Origin of the sequence: Bradyrhizobium sp. SZCCHNRI3052 (assembly GCF_032484895.1) — a bacterium.
GTDB lineage: Bacteria > Pseudomonadota > Alphaproteobacteria > Rhizobiales > Xanthobacteraceae > Bradyrhizobium.
Window position 1 is genome coordinate 168,213 of sequence record NZ_JAUETW010000014.1, and the last position, 20,216, is coordinate 188,428.

The following is a 20,216-nucleotide window of genomic DNA, read 5'->3' on the forward strand; positions in this document are numbered from 1 at the left end:
TGTTGGTAGGAGAACGAGGACTCTGAGCGATGCTGGGAACTGACGTGTCCGACCTGACCACGACCGCGGCCGACGCCGCGTCGCAGGGACTGTCGATCGTTATCCCCGTCTATAACGAGGGCGCGGGACTGACGGCGCTGCACGAGCGGCTGAATAATCTCGCACGCACCCTGCGTCAGCGCTTCGGTCTCGCCTGTGAGCTCGTTTATGTCGACGATGGCAGCCGCGACAACACGCTCGCGATTGCCCGCACCCTGCAGGCCGATGCGCTCGATGTGCAGGTCGTGTCGCTGTCGCGCAATTTCGGCAAGGAGGCCGCGCTGATGGCCGGCCTCGATCATGCCCGGCGCGGCGCGGTGCTGTTCATGGACGGCGACGGCCAGCATCCGCCGGCCCTGGTCGAGCAACTCGTCACGCACTGGATCAAGGACGGCTACGACGTCGTCTATACCGCCAAGGCGCATCGCGACAACGAGCCGTTCCTGCGCCGGGTCGCCGTTCACGGCTTCTACGCGCTCATCAACTGGGGGGCGCGGCAGAAGATTCCGGAGGATGCCGGCGACTTCCGCCTGCTCTCGCCGCGCGCGGTGGCCGCGCTACGGCAGCTGCCCGAGCGCAACCGCTTCTTCAAGGGCCTGGCGAGCTGGATCGGCTTCCGTCAGATCCGCGTCGACTATGAGCCAGCGGCCCGCGCCCATGGCGTCACGACCTTCAACCTGACCGGCCTGCTAGGCCTGTCGATCGAAGGTCTCACCTCGTTCTCGGTCGCGCCCTTGCGCTTCGCCAGTCTGCTCGGAATCCTGCTGGCCTCGGCCGCGTTCCTGTTCGGCCTCTCGATCCTCTGGGAGACCTTCACAACCGGCAAATCGGTGCCTGGCTATCCCTCGCTGATGGTCGGCCTGATGACGATCGGCGGCGTGCAGCTGATCATGATCGGCATCATGGGCGAGTATATCGGCAAGATCCTGTCCGAGCTGAAGGCGCGTCCGATCTACTTCGTCGCCGAGCACAGCGAGAAGCGTGCAGCGCTCGATGCACGGAGCGACGGCGCCGAGAGGAACGCCGCCGAATGAACGCGACGCCGCACCGGCGCATCTGGCTGTGCGCCGATGACTATGGCATCAGCCCCGGGGTCAACAGCGCCATCCGCGACCTGATCGCGCGCGGTCGGCTGAACGCCACCTCGGTGATGACCGTGGGCGCCGCGATCGGGCGCGACGAGGTGACGGAGTTGACCAAGGTCGCGTCCGACAGCCCGCGCTGCGCCATCGGCCTGCATGTCACGCTGACCGCGCCGTTCCGGCCCCTCACCATGCACTTCCGCCCGTCGGAGGGCGGCATGTTCCTGCCCTTTCCCAAGCTGCTGCGCGCCGGAATGTCCCGCCGGCTCGATCCCGAGCTGATCCGCGCCGAGGTGCTGGTCCAGCTTGCGGCGTTCGGCGAGCTGTTCGGCCGCGCCCCGGATTTCGTCGACGGCCATCAGCACGCCCAGCTCTATCCGCAGGTGCGCGAGGGCTTCCTCGCCGCGGTCAAGGAAGCCGCGCCGGCGGCCTGGGTGCGTCAGGGGGGGCGGAACGTGCCGCTGATGCAGCGGCTGACGGCACCGAAGGCGCTGCTGCTGGACGTCCTGAGCGCACAATTCCGCCGTCATGCCAAGCGGGCCGAGATCGCCTTCAATCCTGCCTTCGCCGGCGCCTACGACTTCAGCAAGACCTCGGATTTCGCCACGTTGATGGACGGCTTCCTGGAGGAGCTGCCCGAGGACGGGCTGGTGATGTGCCACCCCGGCTTCGTCGACGACGTCCTGATCGAGCTCGATCCCTTGACCGTCCAGCGCGAGCACGAGCACGCCTATCTCGCCGGCGAGCATTTTCCAGCGCTGCTCGACCGCCGGCGGATGACGCTGGCCTGAACGGATCTTGCGGGTCTGCGACGAACAAAAGGCCGCCCGGCTGCGTTCCTCCTGTAGTGCGGGCAACATCGAGGTCCAAAACGCTGCGCAAGCCCGAGAGACGCTGTGTCGCATACGGAAATTTAATCCGCGCCCCGGCTGGCCGGGCCACAAAGTCCCCCTAAATCTTGGCCGCGCTTGGCCGGAACAAGGCAAGCGGCAGGAGAACGACATGACACCGCAAGAACGCCAACTCATCGACGATCTGTTCGACCGGCTTGCCAAGTTGGAGAGTGCACCGCGTGATCCGGAGGCCGCCGCCGCCATCGCCCAGGCGCTGCAGCGGGCTCCCAATGCCGTCTACGCGCTGGTGCAGACGGTGCTGGTGCAGGACGAAGCCTTGAAGCGCGCCAATGCCCGCATCGAGGAGCTGCAGCACGCCCAGGCCCCGCAGCAGGCCCAGTCCGGCGGCTTCCTCGATTCGATGCGCGACAGCATCTTCGGCTCGGGCAGCCGCGGTTCGGTCCCCAACGTGCCGCCGCCGTCGCAGAGCCGACCGGTCTGGAACAGCGGTCAGGCGATGCCCCCGGGCTACCAGGGCCAGCCCGGCTATCCCGGTCAGCCCGGCCCTTACGATCAGGGCGGCTTCGGCCAGCCGCGTGGCGGCATGTTCGGCGGTGGAGGCGGCTCGTTCCTCGGAACGGCGGCGGCCGCTGCGGCGGGCATGGTCGGCGGCTCGCTGCTGCTCGGCGGCATCCGCTCGATGATGGGCGGCGGGTCGCATCAGGCGTTCGGTGACACCACGATCATCGAGGAGCGCGGCGGTGGTGCCGGCCCGTGGAGCGGCGACCAGTCCAGCGGCTCGCTGGCGCGCGACGCCGGTCTCGACGACATCGGCCGCTCGGGCGGCGACGGCGGCCGTGCCGGCCTGTTCGACCAGGCGAACTATGACGACAGCGGCAATGACAACGACGCGGCCGACTTCGACGCCGATGACGGCTATGGCGACGACGACGGTGGCAGCGACTACGCTTGATGCTCCCAGGTCGCAGCGAACTGAAGAATGCGAAAGGCCGCCCCCACGGGCGGCCTTTTTCAGTTGCGGATGTCGTGCAGCGGCGGTCGTCAGAGCACGATGACCCGAGCACCGACGTTCACGCGGCCATAGAGGTCGATGACATCCTCGTTGCGCATCCGGATACAGCCTGACGAAACGTTGGTGCCGATCGTCCATGGCTCGTTCGAACCGTGGATCCGATACAGCGACGAGCCGAGATACATCGCGCGTGCGCCGAGCGGGTTCTGCGGTCCGCCCTCCATGTGCCGCGGCAGGTCGGGCCGGCGCGCGAGCATTTCCGGCGGCGGCGTCCAGTCCGGCCATTCACGCTTGGCCGAGATCGTCTTCACGCCCGACCAGGTGAAGCCGGGGCGGCCGACGCCGATGCCATAGCGGAGCGCCCTGCCCTCGCCCTGAACCAGATAGAGGAACTTGTTCGGCGTATCGATGACGATCGTGCCCGGCCGTTCTTTGCCGTCGTAGTCAACGATCTGTTTCTCGTATTTCGGATCGAGCGGCCGCTGCGTCTGCTCATAGGCCTCCTCATCCGGTACTCCCTGCTGCGGGACCATGCCCGGCGCCAGCCGCTGCGGCTCGTAGTAGGACGGCTGCTGCTGGTACATCGGCTGTCCCGGCGGAGGCGCGCCGCGGCCGCCTTGCGGATCCCCGAACAGGAATTCGATGAAGCCGCCACCCATGCGCGAGCGTTCGACATAGGCGGTGCGCACCGGCGCGGACTGCTGCGGCGGCCCGCTGTAAATCACGGTCGGCTGCTGAAATCCCTGGGCCGCAGCCCGATCCAGACCTGAATGGAATGCGCATGCGCCGGCCAGCAGCGCTGTGGAGAATGATTTGAACATCGACGTACTCTGTACTGTTTCGTCTGGAGACTGTTCGTCGCGCGAGGCGGCAACGCCGCCGCGTATCGTCAATAAAGAGCAAAACCCGATCGCTTTGGTAAACGCGGGAGGCGCCGGGATTCACCATCGCTGCATACGTCGGCGGTTTTGATCGCTAGCGTTTATTTTGCGTGAAGGCCGGCGCAGCGTGGTTAATAGTTGACGCACGATGCACGCCAGCGTTGCTCAATGGCGGTTCCTGGCGTGAACGCGATGTTAAATAGCCTCTGCGTAGAACTGATCCGAGCAAAAGGTCAGGGATACTATCATGGCTGTTCGCAAGCGTTTCCGTATCGAAGAAGCAATCGTCGGCCATATGCCGGAGCCTGAATTCGTGGGCGGCGAGATCGGCCCCAACCACAAGGAAATCATGGACGAGCTGCGCGCGATCCGCTCCCAGATGGCCAATGCGATCCGCAGCGGCGGCAGCAACACGGCGAACGCCGCCATCGAAGAGTCCGCCGCACGCGAGGTCGCCGAAGCGCGCGCGCTGCTCGAGACCTATCGCGCCCAGATCGAGCAGTGCGAAAAGCTCAAGGTCGAGCTCGACCTGATCCACGACGCGATCAACCGCACCAAGGGCGAGATCGCGACCCTCCATGCCAAGAGCTTCAACGGCGAGGAGATGGCCAAGGTCAACGGCGAGCTCGGCGCGGTCGTCGGCGGCACCGAGCAGGCGACGCAGCAGATCCTCGAAGCCGCGGAGGCGATCGACCAGGCCGCCAGCGCGCTGTCCAAGGTGGACTCGGCCGACCAGCAGAAGATCCTGAGCGAAGAGATCCAGGAGCGCGTGGTCTCGATCTTCGAGGCCTGCAACTTCCAGGACCTGACCGGTCAGCGCATCAACAAGGTCATGACCACGATGAAGTTCATCGAGCACCACATCGTGGTGATGATGGACATCTGGGGCGGCGTCGACGCCATCAAGGCGCATACGCCGCCGATCGTCGACCACCGCGAGGGCGACGCCCGGCTGCTGAACGGCCCGAAGGCGGAAGGCGACGTCGGCCACGCTTCGCAGGACGACATCGACGCGATGTTCAACTGACCTCGTCGGCCAGTCCCAGCGACCGCTCCAGGCAACGTCACCATACAGGAACGCCGGCGCTATCGCCGGCGTTTTTCGTTCGACTCTCGACCTTTGCGGGATGTTCGCCCGGATCTCAGGCGCGCGGTCCGCAGCGGACGTAGACCATCGTCTGGTAACGGGTCGCCGCATCCTTGTCGACGAAGCGGGTGATCAGCACGCGGCCGTCGAAGGAGACGACCTCGCGGTCCTGCTCGCCGCCGGGCGGTCCGGCCGGGCCGATGTAGTTCTTGCCGCTGGCCGACCCTTTCAAGCGCAGTTCCTGGGGAGTCGCCTGGTCGGCCAGGTGCATCACGACACCGCCGGACGTGCCTGCCCCGATGACGTAGGGCTGTTTGCACTGCGCCAAAGCCATCTTTTCGGTGCGCGGGCGGTCATTCGGGTTGTTGTAGGCGGCAAGCCCCCATTTGCCCACGAGATCCTCGGCGCGAATCGTGGCCGGCACCTCGGGCTCGACCGGCGCCTCGGTCTGCTGCATGGGGGTCGACGGCGACAGGCTGAAGCCCGTGCACGCTCCCAGAAGCATCGTGAGCGCCGACGCGATCGCGAGATTGGCAACCGGCCGCGCGCACCGTGAACTCGTCATGGCATCCCCTTAGGAACAAGATCATGGCTGCCCCGTCCGGCAACCAAGCGCAAAACGCTCGTCAGAGCAATGACGTCGGATAACGACGCCGCTCCACTAACATGTCTGGCCCGGGACAACATCCCCTAACAGCCTCAAGAACGGCTTAACGGCTGGCCGTTGCTTGACAGGAACAGCCGCAAGCCATATTTCCCCGAGCGGTCTTTAGCACTCGGAGGGCGGGATTGCTAAGGCTGCGAGCCAGTTGGCGCCAAGTGGGCGTTCAATGTGGCCGCATTCAGATTTCCTCCGACAGCAACACTTATCCAAGCACCCCAAAAGGGATCCGTCATGGCCAAATCGAAGTTTCGTCCCCTGCACGACCGCGTCGTGGTTAAGCGCATCGACGCCGAAGAGAAGACCAAGGGCGGCATCATCATTCCCGACAGCGCCAAGGAAAAGCCCTCGCAGGGCGAAGTCGTCGCCGTCGGCCCGGGCGGCCGCGACGAGAGCGGCAAGCTGATCCCGATCGACGTCAAGGTCGGCGACCGCGTGCTGTTCGGCAAGTGGTCCGGCACCGAGGTCAAGCTGGACGGCGAGGAACTCCTGATCATGAAGGAGTCCGACATCATGGGCGTCGTCGCCTGATCCCGACCTGTCGGGGGCGGCGATCAGCCGCCCCGGGCGAAAATGCTCTGCAACCTCGTTCCGGCGACAGACGGGCGATCACGCCCCTCGCCGTCGAGGTCTACTCCAGGAGAATTCTGAAATGGCAGCCAAGGACGTCAAATTCGCCGGCGACGCACGCGACCGCATGCTGCGCGGCGTCGACATTCTCGCCAACGCCGTCAAGGTGACGCTCGGCCCGAAGGGCCGCAATGTCGTCATCGAGAAGAGCTTCGGCGCTCCGCGCATCACCAAGGACGGCGTCACCGTCGCCAAGGAGATCGAGCTGGAGGACAAGTTCGAGAACATGGGCGCGCAGATGCTGCGCGAGGTCGCCTCCAAGACCAACGACACCGCCGGTGACGGCACCACCACCGCGACCGTGCTGGCCCAGGCCATCGTGCGCGAGGGCGCCAAGGCGGTTGCCGCCGGCATGAACCCGATGGACCTCAAGCGCGGCATCGACATCGCGGTGGCCGCCGTGATCAAGGACATCGAGAAGCGCGCCAAGCCGGTCGCCTCGTCCTCCGAGGTCGCCCAGGTCGGCACCATCTCCGCCAACGGCGACGCCGCGATCGGCAAGATGATCGCCCAGGCGATGCAGAAGGTCGGCAACGAGGGCGTCATCACGGTCGAGGAGAACAAGTCGCTCGATACCGAGGTCGACATCGTCGAAGGCATGAAGTTCGACCGCGGCTATCTCTCGCCCTACTTCGTCACCAATGCCGAGAAGATGACCGCCGAGCTGGACGACGTCTACGTGCTCCTGCACGAGAAGAAGCTGTCGGGCCTGCAGGCCATGCTGCCGGTGCTCGAAGCCGTGGTGCAGTCGGGCCGCCCGCTGCTGATCATCGCCGAGGACGTCGAGGGCGAAGCGCTGGCGACGCTGGTCGTCAACCGCCTGCGCGGCGGCCTCAAGGTCGCCGCCGTCAAGGCGCCGGGCTTCGGTGATCGCCGCAAGGCCATGCTCGAGGACATCGCGATCCTGACCGGTGGTCAGCTGATCTCGGAAGATCTCGGCATGAAGCTCGAGAACGTCACGATCAAGATGCTCGGCCGCGCCAAGAAGGTCGTGATCGACAAGGAGAACACCACGATCGTCAACGGCGCCGGCAAGAAGGCCGACATCGAGTCGCGCGTCGGCCAGATCAAGGCGCAGATCGAGGAGACCACCTCGGACTACGACCGTGAGAAGCTGCAGGAGCGTCTGGCCAAGCTCGCCGGCGGCGTCGCGGTGATCCGCGTCGGCGGCGCGACCGAGATCGAGGTCAAGGAGAAGAAGGACCGCGTCGAGGACGCCCTCAACGCGACCCGCGCTGCGGTGCAGGAAGGCATCGTCCCTGGTGGCGGCGTGGCGCTGCTGCGCGCCAAGAAGGCCGTCGGCCGCATCACCAACGCCAATTCGGACGTTCAGGCCGGCATCAACATCGTGCTGAAGGCGCTCGAGGCTCCGATTCGCCAGATCTCCGAGAACGCCGGCGTCGAAGGTTCGATCGTGGTCGGCAAGATCCTGGACGAGAAGTCCGAGACGTTCGGCTTCGACGCGCAGACCGAAGATTATGTCGATATGGTCGCCAAGGGCATCATCGACCCAGCCAAGGTGGTCCGCACCGCGCTGCAGGACGCCTCGTCGGTCGCAGGCCTCCTGGTCACCACCGAGGCCATGGTCGCCGAGCTGCCGAAGGATGCTGCTCCGGCGATGCCGGCCGGCGGCGGCATGGGTGGCATGGGCGGCATGGGCTTCTGAGCCCTGCTTTCGACATCTCACATTCAGGAAGGCCGCCTCCGGGCGGCCTTCTTTTTGGCCGAGTGTCCGCACCGGGGGTGCAGCGACCGCAAATCGGCGCTACAGCTTAAAGCCGATTCTGCCCCCACAAGGATTTTCAGATGCGCGCGATTTTGCTTGCGCTGGCCGTGATTGCAGCGGCCGCGCCGGAACTCGGTTGGGCCCAGAGCAAGAGCGGGACCAAGGCCCCCGCCAACGAGACTCGGTATTTCACCGCGATCGACGGCCTGATGGACGGCAATGCCGACGTGATCCTGAAGGAGACGCGCCAGGGCAAGACCGTCACCGCCGCCACGCTCGACGTCTGCTATCCCGTCGCAAAGAATTCGGATCGCAAGGACCGCTTCGTGGTCAGCCTCACCGTCAATGGCCAGACCTTGACCGGCGCGACCCAGAGCAACGGCGCCAAGGAGCCGGTCACGGTGAAGCTGAATCGCAAGCCGACCGGCGACACGTTCGAGTTCCGCGGCCAGATCACGATCGGCAAGAGCGTCACCGAGGTGGCGTCGACCGACAATTCCGACGTCAGCGAGAAGGAGTTCCAGGAGAGCCAGTCGAGCGACGACGGCATCAGCGCCCAGCCGAAGGACTTCACTGACGTCTCGCCCGAGGCGATCTCGGTCCGGCTCAAGCTCGACGCGGTGACCGACTTCCTCAAGAGCTTGAAGGGCGAGAACGTCGAAGTCTCGCTGTCGAGCCTGATCGTGAGCTGCGATGCCTTGCGCGCGGGCGAGCAGACCATCAGCATGACGGTCGACCCTGACCGCGCCGGCGCGCTGATCGCGAAAGCGCGGAGCATGAACGGCGTCGTGACGGCCGGCTGGACCGCAGGCACCATCGAGATGGACCGCACCATCCGCTTTGCGGCGGCCGACTGGCGCGACGGTGACAAGATCAACCGCGACAAGCTGGCGGGCGCCATCTCCGACGTCCTGGCCAGGACCTACAATGCCAAGCCGACGAGCGCGGCGTGGAATCCGGTCAGCGGCAAGCTGAAATTGACGTTGAAGCGGCCGAGCCAGCTGATGCCGGCCCTGGAGCTCACCGACGTCATCGAGGTCACCGGCCTCGTCTCGGCGGACAAGCCGGGCGGCGCGGACGCGCTGATGCTCTGGATCAGCAGCCCGACGACGACCACCATCGATGAGGCCTCGAGCGCCAAGCTGATCCTGTCGGACGAATCCTCGGGCGACGAGGAAGGCGACACGCGGGATGATGGCGGCGCCATCGACGAGCTGGCGAAGGCCTTCAAGGCCAAGCGCTGGGATGCGGACAACTCGGTCTGGAAGTAAGGCGAGCCATGACGGCATGGCGCCGCGATCTCAGATGCCACCCTCCCCTGGAGGGGGAGGGTCGATCGCGCGCGAAGCGGGCGAGCGGGGTAGGGTGACGCCGCGGGCACCGGTGCACGTGGAGAGATCACCCCACCCCGCCTCCCATTCGCTGCGCTCATGAGAGGCGACCCTCCCCCTCCAGGGGAGGGTGAAAGACGGGGCTCCACTTGGATCAGTGTGGCTGGGAATTTAGAAACGACCGTCCCGACTCAATTCGTGTTCAGCCGGAAGCGCAGCGTCTTCGGTCCGATGAAGATGATCAGGTCGCCCTGACGCTTCCAGTTCGTCACCGCGCTCAGCGCCGCGATCAGTTCGTCGTCGGCCTGCGCGCGCGCCGCCGGGCAGTTGCGGTCCTCGATCTTGCCGGCGATGAACACGATGGTGTTGCCGGCGACCGAGAACTGCCCCTTGCCGCCCTTGCACCACAGCTCAAGCACAGCATCACCGTTGTCGCCGATGTCGAGATCCGGCACCCGCTTCGAGCCCGGCTGCGGCAGCGCATCCAGCGTCATCTCCATGCCGAAGGGAAATTCCTCCGCCGAGGCGGCGGCAAGGGGCACGGCCGACATCAACAGGGCCGCAGCCAGTTTGGCGCAAGCTCGCTTCACTACTCGCATCGTTCCTCTCGACACATCATCACGTGCAGGGCTCGCCTCTTAAGCGATCGGCCCGGCGACCGCCAGCACGGCTCCCGCACAAATGTGTTCCAAACATAGCAAGCCCCGCGCCGCAGCTACGGCGCGGGGCTTTTGTCGCTGCCGGTGTTGCTACTTCAGCACCATCGCCGTGAACGGATAGACATAGGCCTGCAAGGTGACGAACAGGCCGACCAGACAGGCCAGCACGATCGAATGCAGGAAGACGTAGCGCAGGATCGAGCTCTCGTGGCCGTACCAGTTGGTGGCGGTCGAGGCGACGACGATCGACTGCGCATCGATCATCTTGCCCATGACACCGCCGGAGGAGTTGGCGGCCGCCATCAGGACAGGGGACAGGCCGAGCTGCTCGGAGGTGATCTTCTGCAGGTTTCCGAACAGCACGTTCGAGGCCGTATCCGATCCCGTCAGCGCCACGCCCAACCAGCCGAGCAAGGTGCCGAAGAACGGATAGAGCACGCCTGTCGCAGCGAAGGCCAAGCCGAGCGTGGCATCGACGCCGGACAGCCGGGTCAGCGTGCCGATCGCGAGCATCGCCGAGATCGTGATCAGCGAGATCGCGCAGAGACGGATGGTGCGGCCGTATTCCGCGATCAGCTTGCCCGGTCCGACACCCATCAGGAAGCCGGAGATGATCGCGGCGATCAGCATGCCGGTGCCGGTGAAGGTCAGGTAGGTGAACGAGAACACCGCGCCTTCCGGCGTCGGCTTCGCAGCCACCGGCGGCATCTTGTTGATCAGCTTGTCGAGCTCGGGCACCGGATAGTTCCAGGTGAAGATCGAGTTCGCCCAGGCCTTGAAGGCGCCGTTGCCCCAGATCAGCATGATGACGCAGACGATGATCCAGGGCAGCAGTGCGCCCCAGAGCTCGGCTTGCGTCAGCGGCGTGCGGTCCAGCGGCTTCGCCGCCGTCATCGTGGCGGCCGATTCGTCACGCCCGCGCAGCGCCGGCGACAGCCACAGCTGCTTGGGCTGCCAGACCTTCAGGAACAGGATCAGCGCTCCCATCGAGATCAGCGAGGCGCCGATGTCGACGATCCACGGATTGATGTAGTTCGAGATCAGGAATTGCGGCACCGCGAAGGAGACGCCGGTGACCAGGATCGCCGGCCAGATGTCCTTCATGCCCTTCCAGCCCGCGAACGCCCAGATCACCCAGAACGGCACGATCAGCGAGAACACCGGCAGCTGCCGGCCGACCATCGCACCGAGGATGTAAGGGTCGAGACCGGTGACCGAGGCGAGGCCCTGGATCGGCGTGCCAAGCGCGCCATAAGCGACCGGGGCGGTGTTGGCGATCAGCGACAGGCCGGACGCCGCGAGCGGCGAGAAGCCGAGACCGATCAGCACGGCACCGGTGATCGCCACCGGGGTGCCGAAGCCGGACGCGCCCTCGAAGAACGCGCCGAAGGAGAAGGCGACCAGCAACAGTTGCAGCCGCCGGTCCTCCGTGACGCCACCGATGGCGCGCTTCAGAAGCTCGAACCGTCCGGTGGAAACCGTGACCTGGTAGAGGAAGATGACGTTCAGGACGATCCAGCCGATCGGAAAGAACCCGGTGATGACGCCCAGAAACGTCGCGCGCAGCGACATGTTGGCCGGCATCGTGAAGACAAAGATCGTGATCAGGTTGGTCAGGATCACGGCGATGATCGCCGCGATGTGTGCCTTGACCTTGCCGCTGGCGATCAGCACCAGCAGCGTCACCACCGGGACGGCGGCGGCCAGCGTCGACAGCGCCGGGCTCCCCAACGGGTCGTAGATTTGATTCCACATCGTGACTTCTCCCCCCACGTTCTTGTTGTTGGACCTGAGGCCGGCGGGACGGATCAGGTCTGCTCGCCCAGGCCCCCAAGCCTGGCAAAGGTCGGAAAAGCAGATCACAAAACCGGCAACGCCCAACTCTGCTCAAATTCTCGCGAAATCTGGCGGCGGTCGCAGTCCCTCTCCCCTGCCCCATGCTACGGTTTGTCACACGCGACCGACAAGCCGGCGGCCACCCGCCAGATTACGACTTTAGTCTAGGCAGGCGGCGACACCAGCGATTTTCTCGTTTTTCGTCAGCCCGTTAAGACATTTTCTCAGGAGCAGCCCCTCTGTGAACAATCTGCGCTCGACCGTCGCCACCGTCTGGCGGATCGCCATTCCCTACTTCCGCTCCGAGGACAAGGTCGCCGGCCGCATCCTCCTCGCCGCCGTCATTGCGATCGAACTGTCGCTCGTTGCGATCCAGGTGCTGGTGAACCAGTGGCAGAACAGGTTCTTCAACGCGCTGCAGCAGTATGATTGGAACAGCTTCATCTGGGAAATCGGCGTGTTCGCCGTATTGGCGACCATCTTCATCATCCTGGCCGTGTACCAGCTCTATCTCAATCAATGGCTGCAGATCCGCTGGCGGCGGTGGATGACCGACGTCTACCTGCGCCGCTGGCTGGACAACGCCACGCACTATCGCATGCAGCTCAAGGGCGACATCGCCGACAACCCGGACCAGCGCATTGCCGACGACGTGCAGCTGTTCGTCGACAAGACGCTGAACATCACCATCGGCCTGCTCAGCTCGATCGTCTCGCTCGCATCGTTCATGGTGGTGCTCTGGGGGCTGTCGACCGATGCTCCACTGCAGCTGTTCGGCACCGACATCGCGATCCCCGGCTACCTGGTCTGGATCGCGCTGATCTATGCGATCTTCGGGACCATCCTGACGCATTGGATCGGTTCGCCGCTGGTCAATCTCAACTTCGAGCAGCAGCGCTACGAGGCCGACTTCCGCTTCAACCTGGTGCGGGTGCGCGAAAGCTCCGAGCAGATCGCGCTGCTGCGCGGCGAAGGCGCCGAGCAAGGTCAGCTCGGAACCCGCTTCGGCCGGGTCGTGCAGAACTGGTACCAGATCATGAGCCGGACCAAGCGGCTGACGGCCTTCACGGCGGGCTATTCGCAGGCGGCCGTGATCTTTCCCTATGTGCTCGTTGCGCCTGCCTACTTCGCCAAGTCGATCCAGATGGGCGGCATCATGCAGACGGCGTCCGCGTTCTCGACGGTGCAGGGCGCGCTGTCGTTCTTCGTGACGACTTACCGGACGCTTGCCGACTGGCGCTCGACCGTCGCCCGCCTCGACGGCTTCGACATGTCCATCGAGAGCGCGCACAAGCTCTCGGGCGAGCCGCAGACGATCGATGTCGTCGACCATGCCGGCGACAGCATCGATCTCGCCCAGCTGCTGCTGAAGCTGCCCAATGGCCTGCCGCTGGTCGCGGCCGACGGGTTCAGCATCGGCAACAACGAGCGCACGCTGCTGACCGGGCCCTCCGGCGCCGGCAAGTCGACGCTGTTCCGCGCCATCGCCGGCGTCTGGCCGTTCGGCAGCGGCGCCATCAGCGTGCCCTCGCATGCCAAGCTGATGATGCTGCCGCAGCGGCCCTACTTCCCGATCGGCGCGCTCAAGGCGGCGATCGTCTATCCCGCGGCGGCGGACGCTTTCAGCGTCGAGCAGGTCAGGGAGGCGCTGGTGGCCGTCGGTCTGCCGCAACTGGCGGACCGCCTGGACGAGGACTCGCACTGGAACCGGATGCTGTCGCTCGGCGAGCAGCAGCGGCTCGGAATTGCCCGCGCGCTGCTGCATGCGCCCCAATATCTCTTCCTCGATGAGGCCACGGCCTCGCTCGACGAGCCGAGCGAAGCCAGGCTCTATCGGGTCATCGCCGAACGGCTGCCGCAGACCACCGTCGTCTCGATCGGCCACCGCTCGACCCTGCACGAGTTCCACGATCGAAAGGTCGAGCTGATTCGGGATGGCGACCGGTTCTCGCTGCGGCCGGCCGGACAGGCGGCCGACGCGACCGCGGATGGAGGCAGCTGACGCGAGCGCCGCTGCGCCAGCAAAGCAGAAGGGCGGCAGATTGCTCTGCCGCCCTTCGTAATGAGTTCGATCCGCCTTGCGGTGATTACTTCAGGTTGGTCATCGCCGTCAGGTCGACCGAGAGCTTGGCGATGCCGGTCGCGCCGCACCACTTCGAGCCGACGCCGGTCGGGTTGATCGCGGTCACGTTGGTCGTGCCGCTGCCGGTGAAGTCGCTGGTGAAGGCGTTGCAATCACCCTTGGAGAGGTTGGTGTCGGAGTAGCGCAGGTCCAGCGTGAACACCTTGTAGGTGAAGCCGACACCGATGTTCCAGGTGTTGTAGTCGGCATACTTGATACCATTCGGGAAGGCGGCCGTGCCGTAGAACGAGTCGGAGGTGCCGAACCACTGGCGGCCGAACTCACCCGACACATACATGCCGACGCCGCTGGAGCCGAAGGTGGTGCTGGGCGCGGTCCACTTGCCGGTGACCGATGCGTAGTTGCCCCAGGCGCCGGTGTTCAGGAAGCTCGGCGAGTAGAACTCGGTGATGCCGAACGTCCAGTTATCGTTCACCGTGTAGTTCATCTTGCCGTAGACTTCGAAGAACGAGACGTCCTTCTTCATCACGTTGAGGTTGGTCAGGGTGTTGGCCTGGCACTCGGCGCTCAGGGCGCGGCCGGCGAAGTCCGTCGTGGCGCCACCGCCGTAATAGCAGGTCCCGCCCGGATACAGATAGCCCCAGACGCCGATGTCGAAGGCGAAGGCGCCGAAGGTCGGGCGGACACCGCCGTAGATGTCGATCTCGGCAGCAGCGCGGTTCGGGAAGGAAATGCTCTCGCCGGCGACGCCGACGTAGAACTGCAGGTCCTTGTTGACGTTGAAGCGCGGCTCGAAATAGGCGGCCACCGACGGCTTGTGGTTCGACTGGGTGACGCCACGGAACACGTAGTCGTTCATGATCGCCGCGCCGAACGCGATATCCCAGGGATCGAACGCGACCGGAGGCGGAGCCTTGTAGGCCTTGACCGCCATGTCCGCCGCCGAAGCCGATCCCGAAACCATTGCCAGCGCCGTTGCCAGCAAAGCCCACTTCTTCATGACGATCCCCATTACCTATTTCGAAAAGCCTGCCCCACCTTGGCCCCCCAGGGCGCAAACAAGACCGGCTGCGTCATCCAGACGCAATTTGTGCCAGGGTCTCGCCGCACGTGAAGCAAAAAAGCGCGGCATCTGCCGCCTTTTTGGGCGTTTTGACAATTCTACGGCAGGTAGTCAGCGCGTGTTGCATTTGAACAACAAATCTCCGTGTCCGAACGCACGCCAGGACGCACATTCGGTTGTGCCGACGCGCTGGAATCGTGGTGTCCCAAGCAAAACGACACGGCGTAGCGAGGTCGGATTCGCCCGGCCGTAGATCTGCGGGGGCGACGGCTCCGACGAACAGATCCATCGGCAATTAGGAGCCGACGCAGACGCCAGAAGCCAGACGACAGGCGCCGGCAACAAACGAGAAGGCCGCAGCGTTGCCGCCGCGGCCTCCCGATGTGAATTCGTCTGGTGGTGAGAACGATCCGGACCGGAAAGATCAGTTTCCGGGGGCGGTCCCCTCGCCGTCTTCGTGCTCCTCGGGTGCCGCGCTCGGCATCGCCCAGCTGGTCTCGGCAGCCGATTCGGTCTCGTTCACCGCCGGGATCTCGACCAGCGGAGCCATCTTGGGAGCCCGCTTCTTGGCGGCCTTCTTCTTCGGCGCGGCAGGAGCCTTTGCGGCCGACGTCTTGGCCTTCTTGGCGGGAGCCTTCTTCGCAGCAGCCTTCTTGGCAGGCGCCTTGGCCGCCTTCTTCGCCGCGGCCTTCACGGTCTTCTTCGCCTTCTTGGCGGGCGCCTTGGCAGCCTTCTTGGCGGCCTTTTTCGCGGACTTCGGTGCAGACTTCTTCGCAGCCTTCTTGGCGGACTTCTTCGTCGCCTTCTTCGCTGACTTGGCCTGCGCCATCAGCTTCTTCTTTTCTTTCTTGTCCTTCTTCGCCTTCTTGTCCTTCGCCATCAGAAACCCTCCAGTTGCCGCCGTTCGATCAGCTCGTCCGGCGGGACGGGCCGGCAGTCAGCACGCGCCCATCCGTCAAATCATTCCTGGCCGCGGACCGCCCGTCGCCCAGTCGAGAAGCTCAACGGTGTGCACGACGGGGACAGAGGTGCCGCTGGCAATCTGCATCATGCAGCCGATATTGCCCGCCGCGATCACATTCGGCTTGACGGTCGCGATGTTGGCGACCTTGCGATCGCGCAGCTTCATCGCGATGTCAGGCTGGAGAATGTTGTAGGTCCCCGCCGAACCGCAACACAAATGACTCTCCGGTATATCTTTCACCACGAATCCGGACTTGGAAAGCAATTCTTTCGGAATGCTCGTGATTTTCTGCCCATGTTGCAGTGAGCAGGCCGAGTGATAGGCGACGACGATGTCGTCGCGCCGAGAGGCGGAGGCCAGTTCGAGACCGGCGAGATACTCGGTGATGTCCTTCGCCATCGCCGACACGGCGGCCGCGGCCGCCGCATATTGCGGGTCTTCGCGCAGCATGTGTCCGTAGTCCTTGATGACGGTGCCGCAGCCCGAGGTCGTCACCAGGATGGCGTCGAGACCGCCGCGTTTCATCTCCGCGGTCCACGCGTCGACATTGGCGCGCGCCCGCGCCAGCGCGTCGGCATCCTGCCCCATGTGGTGGGTCAGCGCACCGCAGCATTGCTCGTCCCTGACCAGCACGACCTCGACGCCGTGCCGTGTCAGGACGCTGATCGCAGCCTGGTTGATGCGTGGCGCCAGCGCCGCTTGCGCGCAGCCCTGCAGCAGCGCCACGCGGCCGCGCCGCGCGCCCTGCGCCGCGAACACGCTGCCGCCCGCCGGCCCCGGCGGCGGCAGCGCCGCGGCAGGCGCCAGGTCGAGCATCGCCCTGACGCGCCGCAGCAGGCCCGGCGCAGGTGTTCGCGACGCGGAGGACGCTGGCAGCAGCGCCTTCAACGGCCGGCCGAGCCGCGCCAGGGTCATCGCCAGCCGAAACTCGCGCGGCCGCGGCAGCACATAAGCGAGCACGGCGCGCAGCCACCGGTCGGTCAGCGGGCGCTGGTAGCGCTGCTCGATTCGCACCCGCGCCTGATCGACCAGATGCATGTAGTGGACGCCCGACGGGCAGGTCGTCATGCAGGACAGGCACGACAGGCAGCGGTCGATGTGCTTGACCACGTCGGCGGTCGGTGCCTGGTCCTTCTCGAGCATCTGCTTGATCAGGTAGATGCGCCCGCGCGGGCTGTCGAGCTCGTCGCCGAGCAGCACGTAGGTCGGACAGGTCGCGGTGCAGAAGCCGCAATGCACGCAGGCGCGCAGGATCTTGTCGGCGACCGCGATGTCGGGATCGGCGAGCTGCGCCAAGGTGAATTCGGTCTTCATGGCGCAACGCTCCGACGCATCCTGCCGCGGTTGAGAATGGTCTTGGGATCGAAGGAAACGCGAACCCGCTCCTCCAGCGCGGCGACACCCGGCGGCTGCGGGTGGAAGACGTCGACTGCCAGACGCATCTCGTCCCACGCCCGCAGCAGGGTGGCGTGGCCGCCAACGGCCTCGGCCTGCTTGCGCACCAGCCCCGCCGACGCATCGGGCTGCGGCGGCAGCGCGGCCCAGATCAGCCCCCCGCCCCAGTCATAGATCACCTCGCCGCCGGTCTGGCGCGTCAAGGCCTGCCCGATGGCGCCGCCCGACACCGGCGGGCAGACGATCCGCCACACCGTCCAGGCCCCGAGCGGCCCGTTGGCGGCGAACGGCAGCACGTCGCGGACGGCGCTCCAGACCTCGGCGGAGGCGTCGTCCGCGATGATCTCGGCCGTACCGAAGGCCGCGAGCTGTTTGGCGAGCGACGCCGCCCGATGCGCCGCGGACGCCGTGATGCCCTCGAGCCTGATCACCGTGACCGCCTCGCGCGGCGAGCCGGTCGGGCTCAGCCCGGCGACCTCCGGCCGCAAGGTCGAGGCCGGCAGATGCGCGGCTCCGGACACATCGAACGGCGAGCCGAGCGCCGCCGTCATGGCCCGGTTGGCCTTGAGGTCGTCGAGCCCGCGCAGCACCAGGCTGCGCTCCGACTCCGGCCGCGGCATCACCTTCAGGGTCGCCTCGGTCATGACCGCGAGCGTGCCCCAGGAGCCCGCCAGCAGCTTGCAGAGATCGTAGCCGGTGACGTTCTTGACGACCTTGCCGCCGGTCTTGAAGCTCTCGCCGAAGCCGGAGACGGCATGCGCCCCAAGTAGATGATCGCGCACCCCGCCGGCGCGGATGCGCCGCGGACCGGCCAGCCCCGCCGCGATCATCCCGCCCAGCGTGCCCCGGCCCGTCGTCCCGAGCAGCGGCCCCGTGTCCATCGGCTCGAACGCGAACTGCTGGCTCTTCGAATCGATCAGCGACAGCAGATCGGCGAGCGGCGCCCCGGCCTGCGCCGTGATGATCAGCTCGTTCGGCTCGTAGGAGACGACCGCGCTCAGGGCCGACAGGTCGAGCACGGCATTGGTCGAGGTGACCTGCCCGATTCCGCGCTTCGAGCCATGGCCGATGACGTCGAGCGGCTGCTCGCTGGCGATCGCCGACCGGACCACCTCCTCCACGTCGGCTGCGTTGCGTACCTTGAGAGCGTCCACCGCTGCTCGCCTCGCTCGTTGATGATGGCGATGGTCGAGCGCAACGCGCGGCCACCCGTGTTGGGGCCTTTCTAAAGCGTTGCGAGCCGGACACAAGGGCGGGCCGGACGGAACGTTCACACGCGATCTGCATGGCCCCGCCGTCGTGCTCTGCGGCATCGAGGCCTCGCTGCCTGCGGGACTATCGCATATAACGCCGTCAGAGTCCGGCCGAGCTGTTTCAACGTCGTCATGGCCGGGCTTGTCCCGGCCTGCGCGGCCGAAGCCGCTTCGGCGCGGCGAAGGCCCGGCCATCCACGTCGTCGAACCCGGAGAAGGAAAGACGTCGATGCCGGGCCTTCGCCCCGCGAGGCGCCGGGCCGCGCAGGCGGAACAAGCCCCGGCATCGCGTGCTCCCCAGCCCGTAGGGCGGGTGAGCGAAGCGTAACCCGCCGACCTTCCGAGACACAGGGCGGATGACGCCTTCGGCCAATCCGCCCTACGCCCTCATGTGCACATCCATCCTTCGTCCGCCATCGAAGGATCGGTCACGCGAGCCGAGGTATCAATGCCCTTGCAGCACTTCAACGAAAGGACCGATCACGATGACCGGATATGCAGTCGAGACGAAAACCGTGAACGAGGCCGTCAGCGGCGGCGGCCTGCTGGTGGTGGCGCAATGGGAGGCGAGGGACGGCGAGGCCGACCGCGTCGCCGAGATCCTGTCGCGCTTCCTGCCCGAGGCGCAGCGCGAGCCCGGCGCAAAACTGTTCCTGATCTCCCGCGCCAAGGACAACCCGGCGCAGTTCCTGTTCTACGAGCTGTTCCGCGACGAAGCCGCGTTCAAGGCCCACCAGGAGAGCGAGCATTTCAAGACGTATATCGCCGGCCAGGCCCTGCCGCTGCTGGCACGGCGCGAGCGGATGCAGTATGGGCTGATCTAGACGAGCATTTACCTGAATCGCGCTCTTGGATGGGTCGAACTCTCGCCCCCCGATGCTGTCATGCTCCGCGCCGGCGGAGCATCCTGTACTCCGCGGCGGAAGCGATCGAGCAGAGACGCCGCGGGGCGCTGGAGGTCGCAATGCCTCCATTTTGTGAGAGAAGATCGCTTACCAAAGGCATTCCTTTACGGCTTCCAGCCACGCTCCCCGATCTCCTATTTTCTCGTCGTGCGACATCGCCCTACTTGTGCTAGTGTTTCGTCATGGCCCCAAAGAAACCCTCTTCGAAGAAGACCAAAGCCGGTGGCTTCGTGATCGGCAGCGCCCGGTTTCGCAAGATCAGCGCCGTCGAGGGAATCCAGTACTCTCCCAAGATGAAGGGAGCCTCGTCTTCGACGGGTAAGGCCCTTTCCCCAGAGGAACGCCGGAAGTCGATCATCGAAGCCTATCGTAAACCTTAGGCCGCCATGTACGACGCGGTCGCCGACGAGTACTGCTATCCCGGCACGACCGTCCTGAAGAACAAGCTCGACATCCGGGCCTCCGAGGAACTCGCGGCTTTCGAGGCCGAGGTCAGTGACGCAAGGGCCGACGAGGAACTCCCGGCCGGCGATCTTGATTTCGAGCATTTCAAGGCCGTCCACCGCCATCTCTTTCAAGACGTCTACGACTGGGCGGGAGAGCCGCGCACCGTCCGCATTTCAAAAGGCGAGAGCACGTTCTGCTTCCCCGAGAATATCGAGAGAGAGGCGAAGCGGCTGGTCGTGTCCCCGGAGGTGGTGTAGCTCGGTGGAGCAAAGCCGCCCGGACGCGCGCTCCCAAATAGCGCCGTAGCG

19 protein-coding genes are annotated in these 20,216 nt (G+C 65.6%); 10 read left to right on the plus strand and 9 right to left on the minus strand.

The window, feature by feature from the left end:
- Positions 1–29: 29 nt before the first annotated feature.
- The 3 genes from QW887_RS29475 (at position 30) to QW887_RS29485 (ending at position 2,927) form a co-directional block, all read left to right on the plus strand.
- Positions 30–1,073, plus strand: coding sequence for a glycosyltransferase family 2 protein (locus QW887_RS29475; protein WP_315716673.1), 1,044 nt, complete (start codon positions 30–32; stop codon positions 1,071–1,073).
- Positions 1,070–1,912, plus strand: coding sequence for a ChbG/HpnK family deacetylase (locus tag QW887_RS29480; RefSeq protein ID WP_316174938.1), 843 nt, complete (start codon positions 1,070–1,072; stop codon positions 1,910–1,912). Before QW887_RS29475 ends, QW887_RS29480 begins: the two co-directional genes overlap by 4 nt.
- A gap of 211 nt (positions 1,913–2,123) precedes the next feature.
- Positions 2,124–2,927, plus strand: a complete 804-nt coding sequence (locus QW887_RS29485; RefSeq protein WP_315716671.1) for a DUF2076 domain-containing protein — start codon at positions 2,124–2,126, stop codon at positions 2,925–2,927.
- Between the two features lie 89 nt (positions 2,928–3,016).
- Here QW887_RS29485 and QW887_RS29490 read toward each other — a convergent pair whose 3' ends face one another.
- Positions 3,017–3,808 carry a L,D-transpeptidase gene (locus QW887_RS29490; protein WP_315825398.1) on the minus strand — a complete coding sequence of 264 codons (792 nt, stop codon included), beginning with the start codon at positions 3,806–3,808 and terminating at the stop codon, positions 3,017–3,019.
- A gap of 307 nt (positions 3,809–4,115) precedes the next feature.
- On the opposite strand from QW887_RS29490, the gene QW887_RS29495 reads away from it, so the two are divergent.
- On the plus strand, positions 4,116–4,895 hold the full coding sequence (locus QW887_RS29495) for a protein phosphatase CheZ (protein WP_315716668.1): 780 nt from the start codon (positions 4,116–4,118) through the stop codon (positions 4,893–4,895).
- A 115-nt stretch (positions 4,896–5,010) separates the two neighbouring features.
- On the opposite strand, the gene QW887_RS29500 is transcribed toward QW887_RS29495, so the two are convergent.
- A complete protein-coding gene (locus QW887_RS29500; protein WP_315716667.1) occupies positions 5,011–5,520 on the minus strand; it encodes a hypothetical protein in 510 nt (169 codons plus the stop codon).
- A 330-nt stretch (positions 5,521–5,850) separates the two neighbouring features.
- Here QW887_RS29500 and groES point away from each other — a divergent pair, with 330 nt between their 5' ends.
- From groES to QW887_RS29515, 3 genes are all read left to right on the plus strand, one after another.
- Positions 5,851–6,147: a co-chaperone GroES gene (gene groES / locus QW887_RS29505; RefSeq protein WP_008961387.1), complete on the plus strand. Its 297-nt coding sequence runs from the start codon at positions 5,851–5,853 to the stop codon at positions 6,145–6,147.
- A 121-nt stretch (positions 6,148–6,268) separates the two neighbouring features.
- Entirely contained in the window at positions 6,269–7,912 is a 1,644-nt protein-coding gene (gene groL, locus QW887_RS29510; RefSeq protein ID WP_315716666.1) for a chaperonin GroEL, read from the plus strand.
- Between the two features lie 140 nt (positions 7,913–8,052).
- Positions 8,053–9,243, plus strand: coding sequence for a hypothetical protein (locus tag QW887_RS29515; protein WP_315716665.1), 1,191 nt, complete (start codon positions 8,053–8,055; stop codon positions 9,241–9,243).
- 251 nt (positions 9,244–9,494) lie between these two features.
- Here the strand turns inward: QW887_RS29515 and QW887_RS29520 are convergent, their stop codons facing one another.
- Entirely contained in the window at positions 9,495–9,902 is a 408-nt protein-coding gene (locus QW887_RS29520; RefSeq protein WP_409977975.1) for an META domain-containing protein, read from the minus strand.
- A gap of 150 nt (positions 9,903–10,052) precedes the next feature.
- Entirely contained in the window at positions 10,053–11,717 is a 1,665-nt protein-coding gene (locus tag QW887_RS29525) for an L-lactate permease (protein WP_315825401.1), read from the minus strand.
- Positions 11,718–12,039: 322 nt separating this feature from the next.
- On the opposite strand from QW887_RS29525, the gene QW887_RS29530 reads away from it, so the two are divergent.
- A complete protein-coding gene (locus QW887_RS29530; protein WP_315825402.1) occupies positions 12,040–13,800 on the plus strand; it encodes an ABC transporter ATP-binding protein/permease in 1,761 nt (586 codons plus the stop codon).
- An 85-nt stretch (positions 13,801–13,885) separates the two neighbouring features.
- On the opposite strand, the gene QW887_RS29535 is transcribed toward QW887_RS29530, so the two are convergent.
- The 4 genes from QW887_RS29535 to QW887_RS29550 all read right to left on the minus strand — a co-directional run bounded on the left by QW887_RS29535 (position 13,886) and on the right by QW887_RS29550 (position 18,457).
- Entirely contained in the window at positions 13,886–14,881 is a 996-nt protein-coding gene (locus QW887_RS29535) for a TorF family putative porin (RefSeq protein WP_315716661.1), read from the minus strand.
- A 487-nt stretch (positions 14,882–15,368) separates the two neighbouring features.
- Entirely contained in the window at positions 15,369–15,824 is a 456-nt protein-coding gene (locus QW887_RS29540; protein WP_315716660.1) for a hypothetical protein, read from the minus strand.
- A gap of 75 nt (positions 15,825–15,899) precedes the next feature.
- Positions 15,900–17,222: a glycolate oxidase subunit GlcF gene (gene glcF / locus QW887_RS29545; protein WP_315825404.1), complete on the minus strand. Its 1,323-nt coding sequence runs from the start codon at positions 17,220–17,222 to the stop codon at positions 15,900–15,902.
- The gene (locus QW887_RS29550) at positions 17,219–18,457 is read right to left on the minus strand and encodes an FAD-binding protein (RefSeq protein ID WP_316195653.1); all 1,239 of its coding nucleotides are present in this window, start codon (positions 18,455–18,457) and stop codon (positions 17,219–17,221) included. The genes glcF and QW887_RS29550 overlap by 4 nt, the downstream gene beginning before the upstream one ends.
- 584 nt (positions 18,458–19,041) lie before the next feature.
- Between QW887_RS29550 and QW887_RS29555 the strand changes: the two genes are divergently transcribed.
- Complete coding sequence (locus QW887_RS29555; RefSeq protein WP_316168043.1) at positions 19,042–19,380, plus strand: putative quinol monooxygenase; 339 nt, start codon at positions 19,042–19,044, stop codon at positions 19,378–19,380.
- Between the two features lie 250 nt (positions 19,381–19,630).
- Here the strand turns inward: QW887_RS29555 and QW887_RS29560 are convergent, their stop codons facing one another.
- Positions 19,631–19,819 (minus strand): hypothetical protein, encoded by a 189-nt coding sequence (locus tag QW887_RS29560; RefSeq protein WP_316174944.1) that lies wholly within the window; start codon positions 19,817–19,819, stop codon positions 19,631–19,633.
- Positions 19,820–19,847: 28 nt separating this feature from the next.
- Here QW887_RS29560 and QW887_RS29565 point away from each other — a divergent pair, with 28 nt between their 5' ends.
- Entirely contained in the window at positions 19,848–20,165 is a 318-nt protein-coding gene (locus QW887_RS29565) for a Fic/DOC family protein (RefSeq protein ID WP_316195655.1), read from the plus strand.
- Positions 20,166–20,216: the final 51 nt, after the last annotated feature.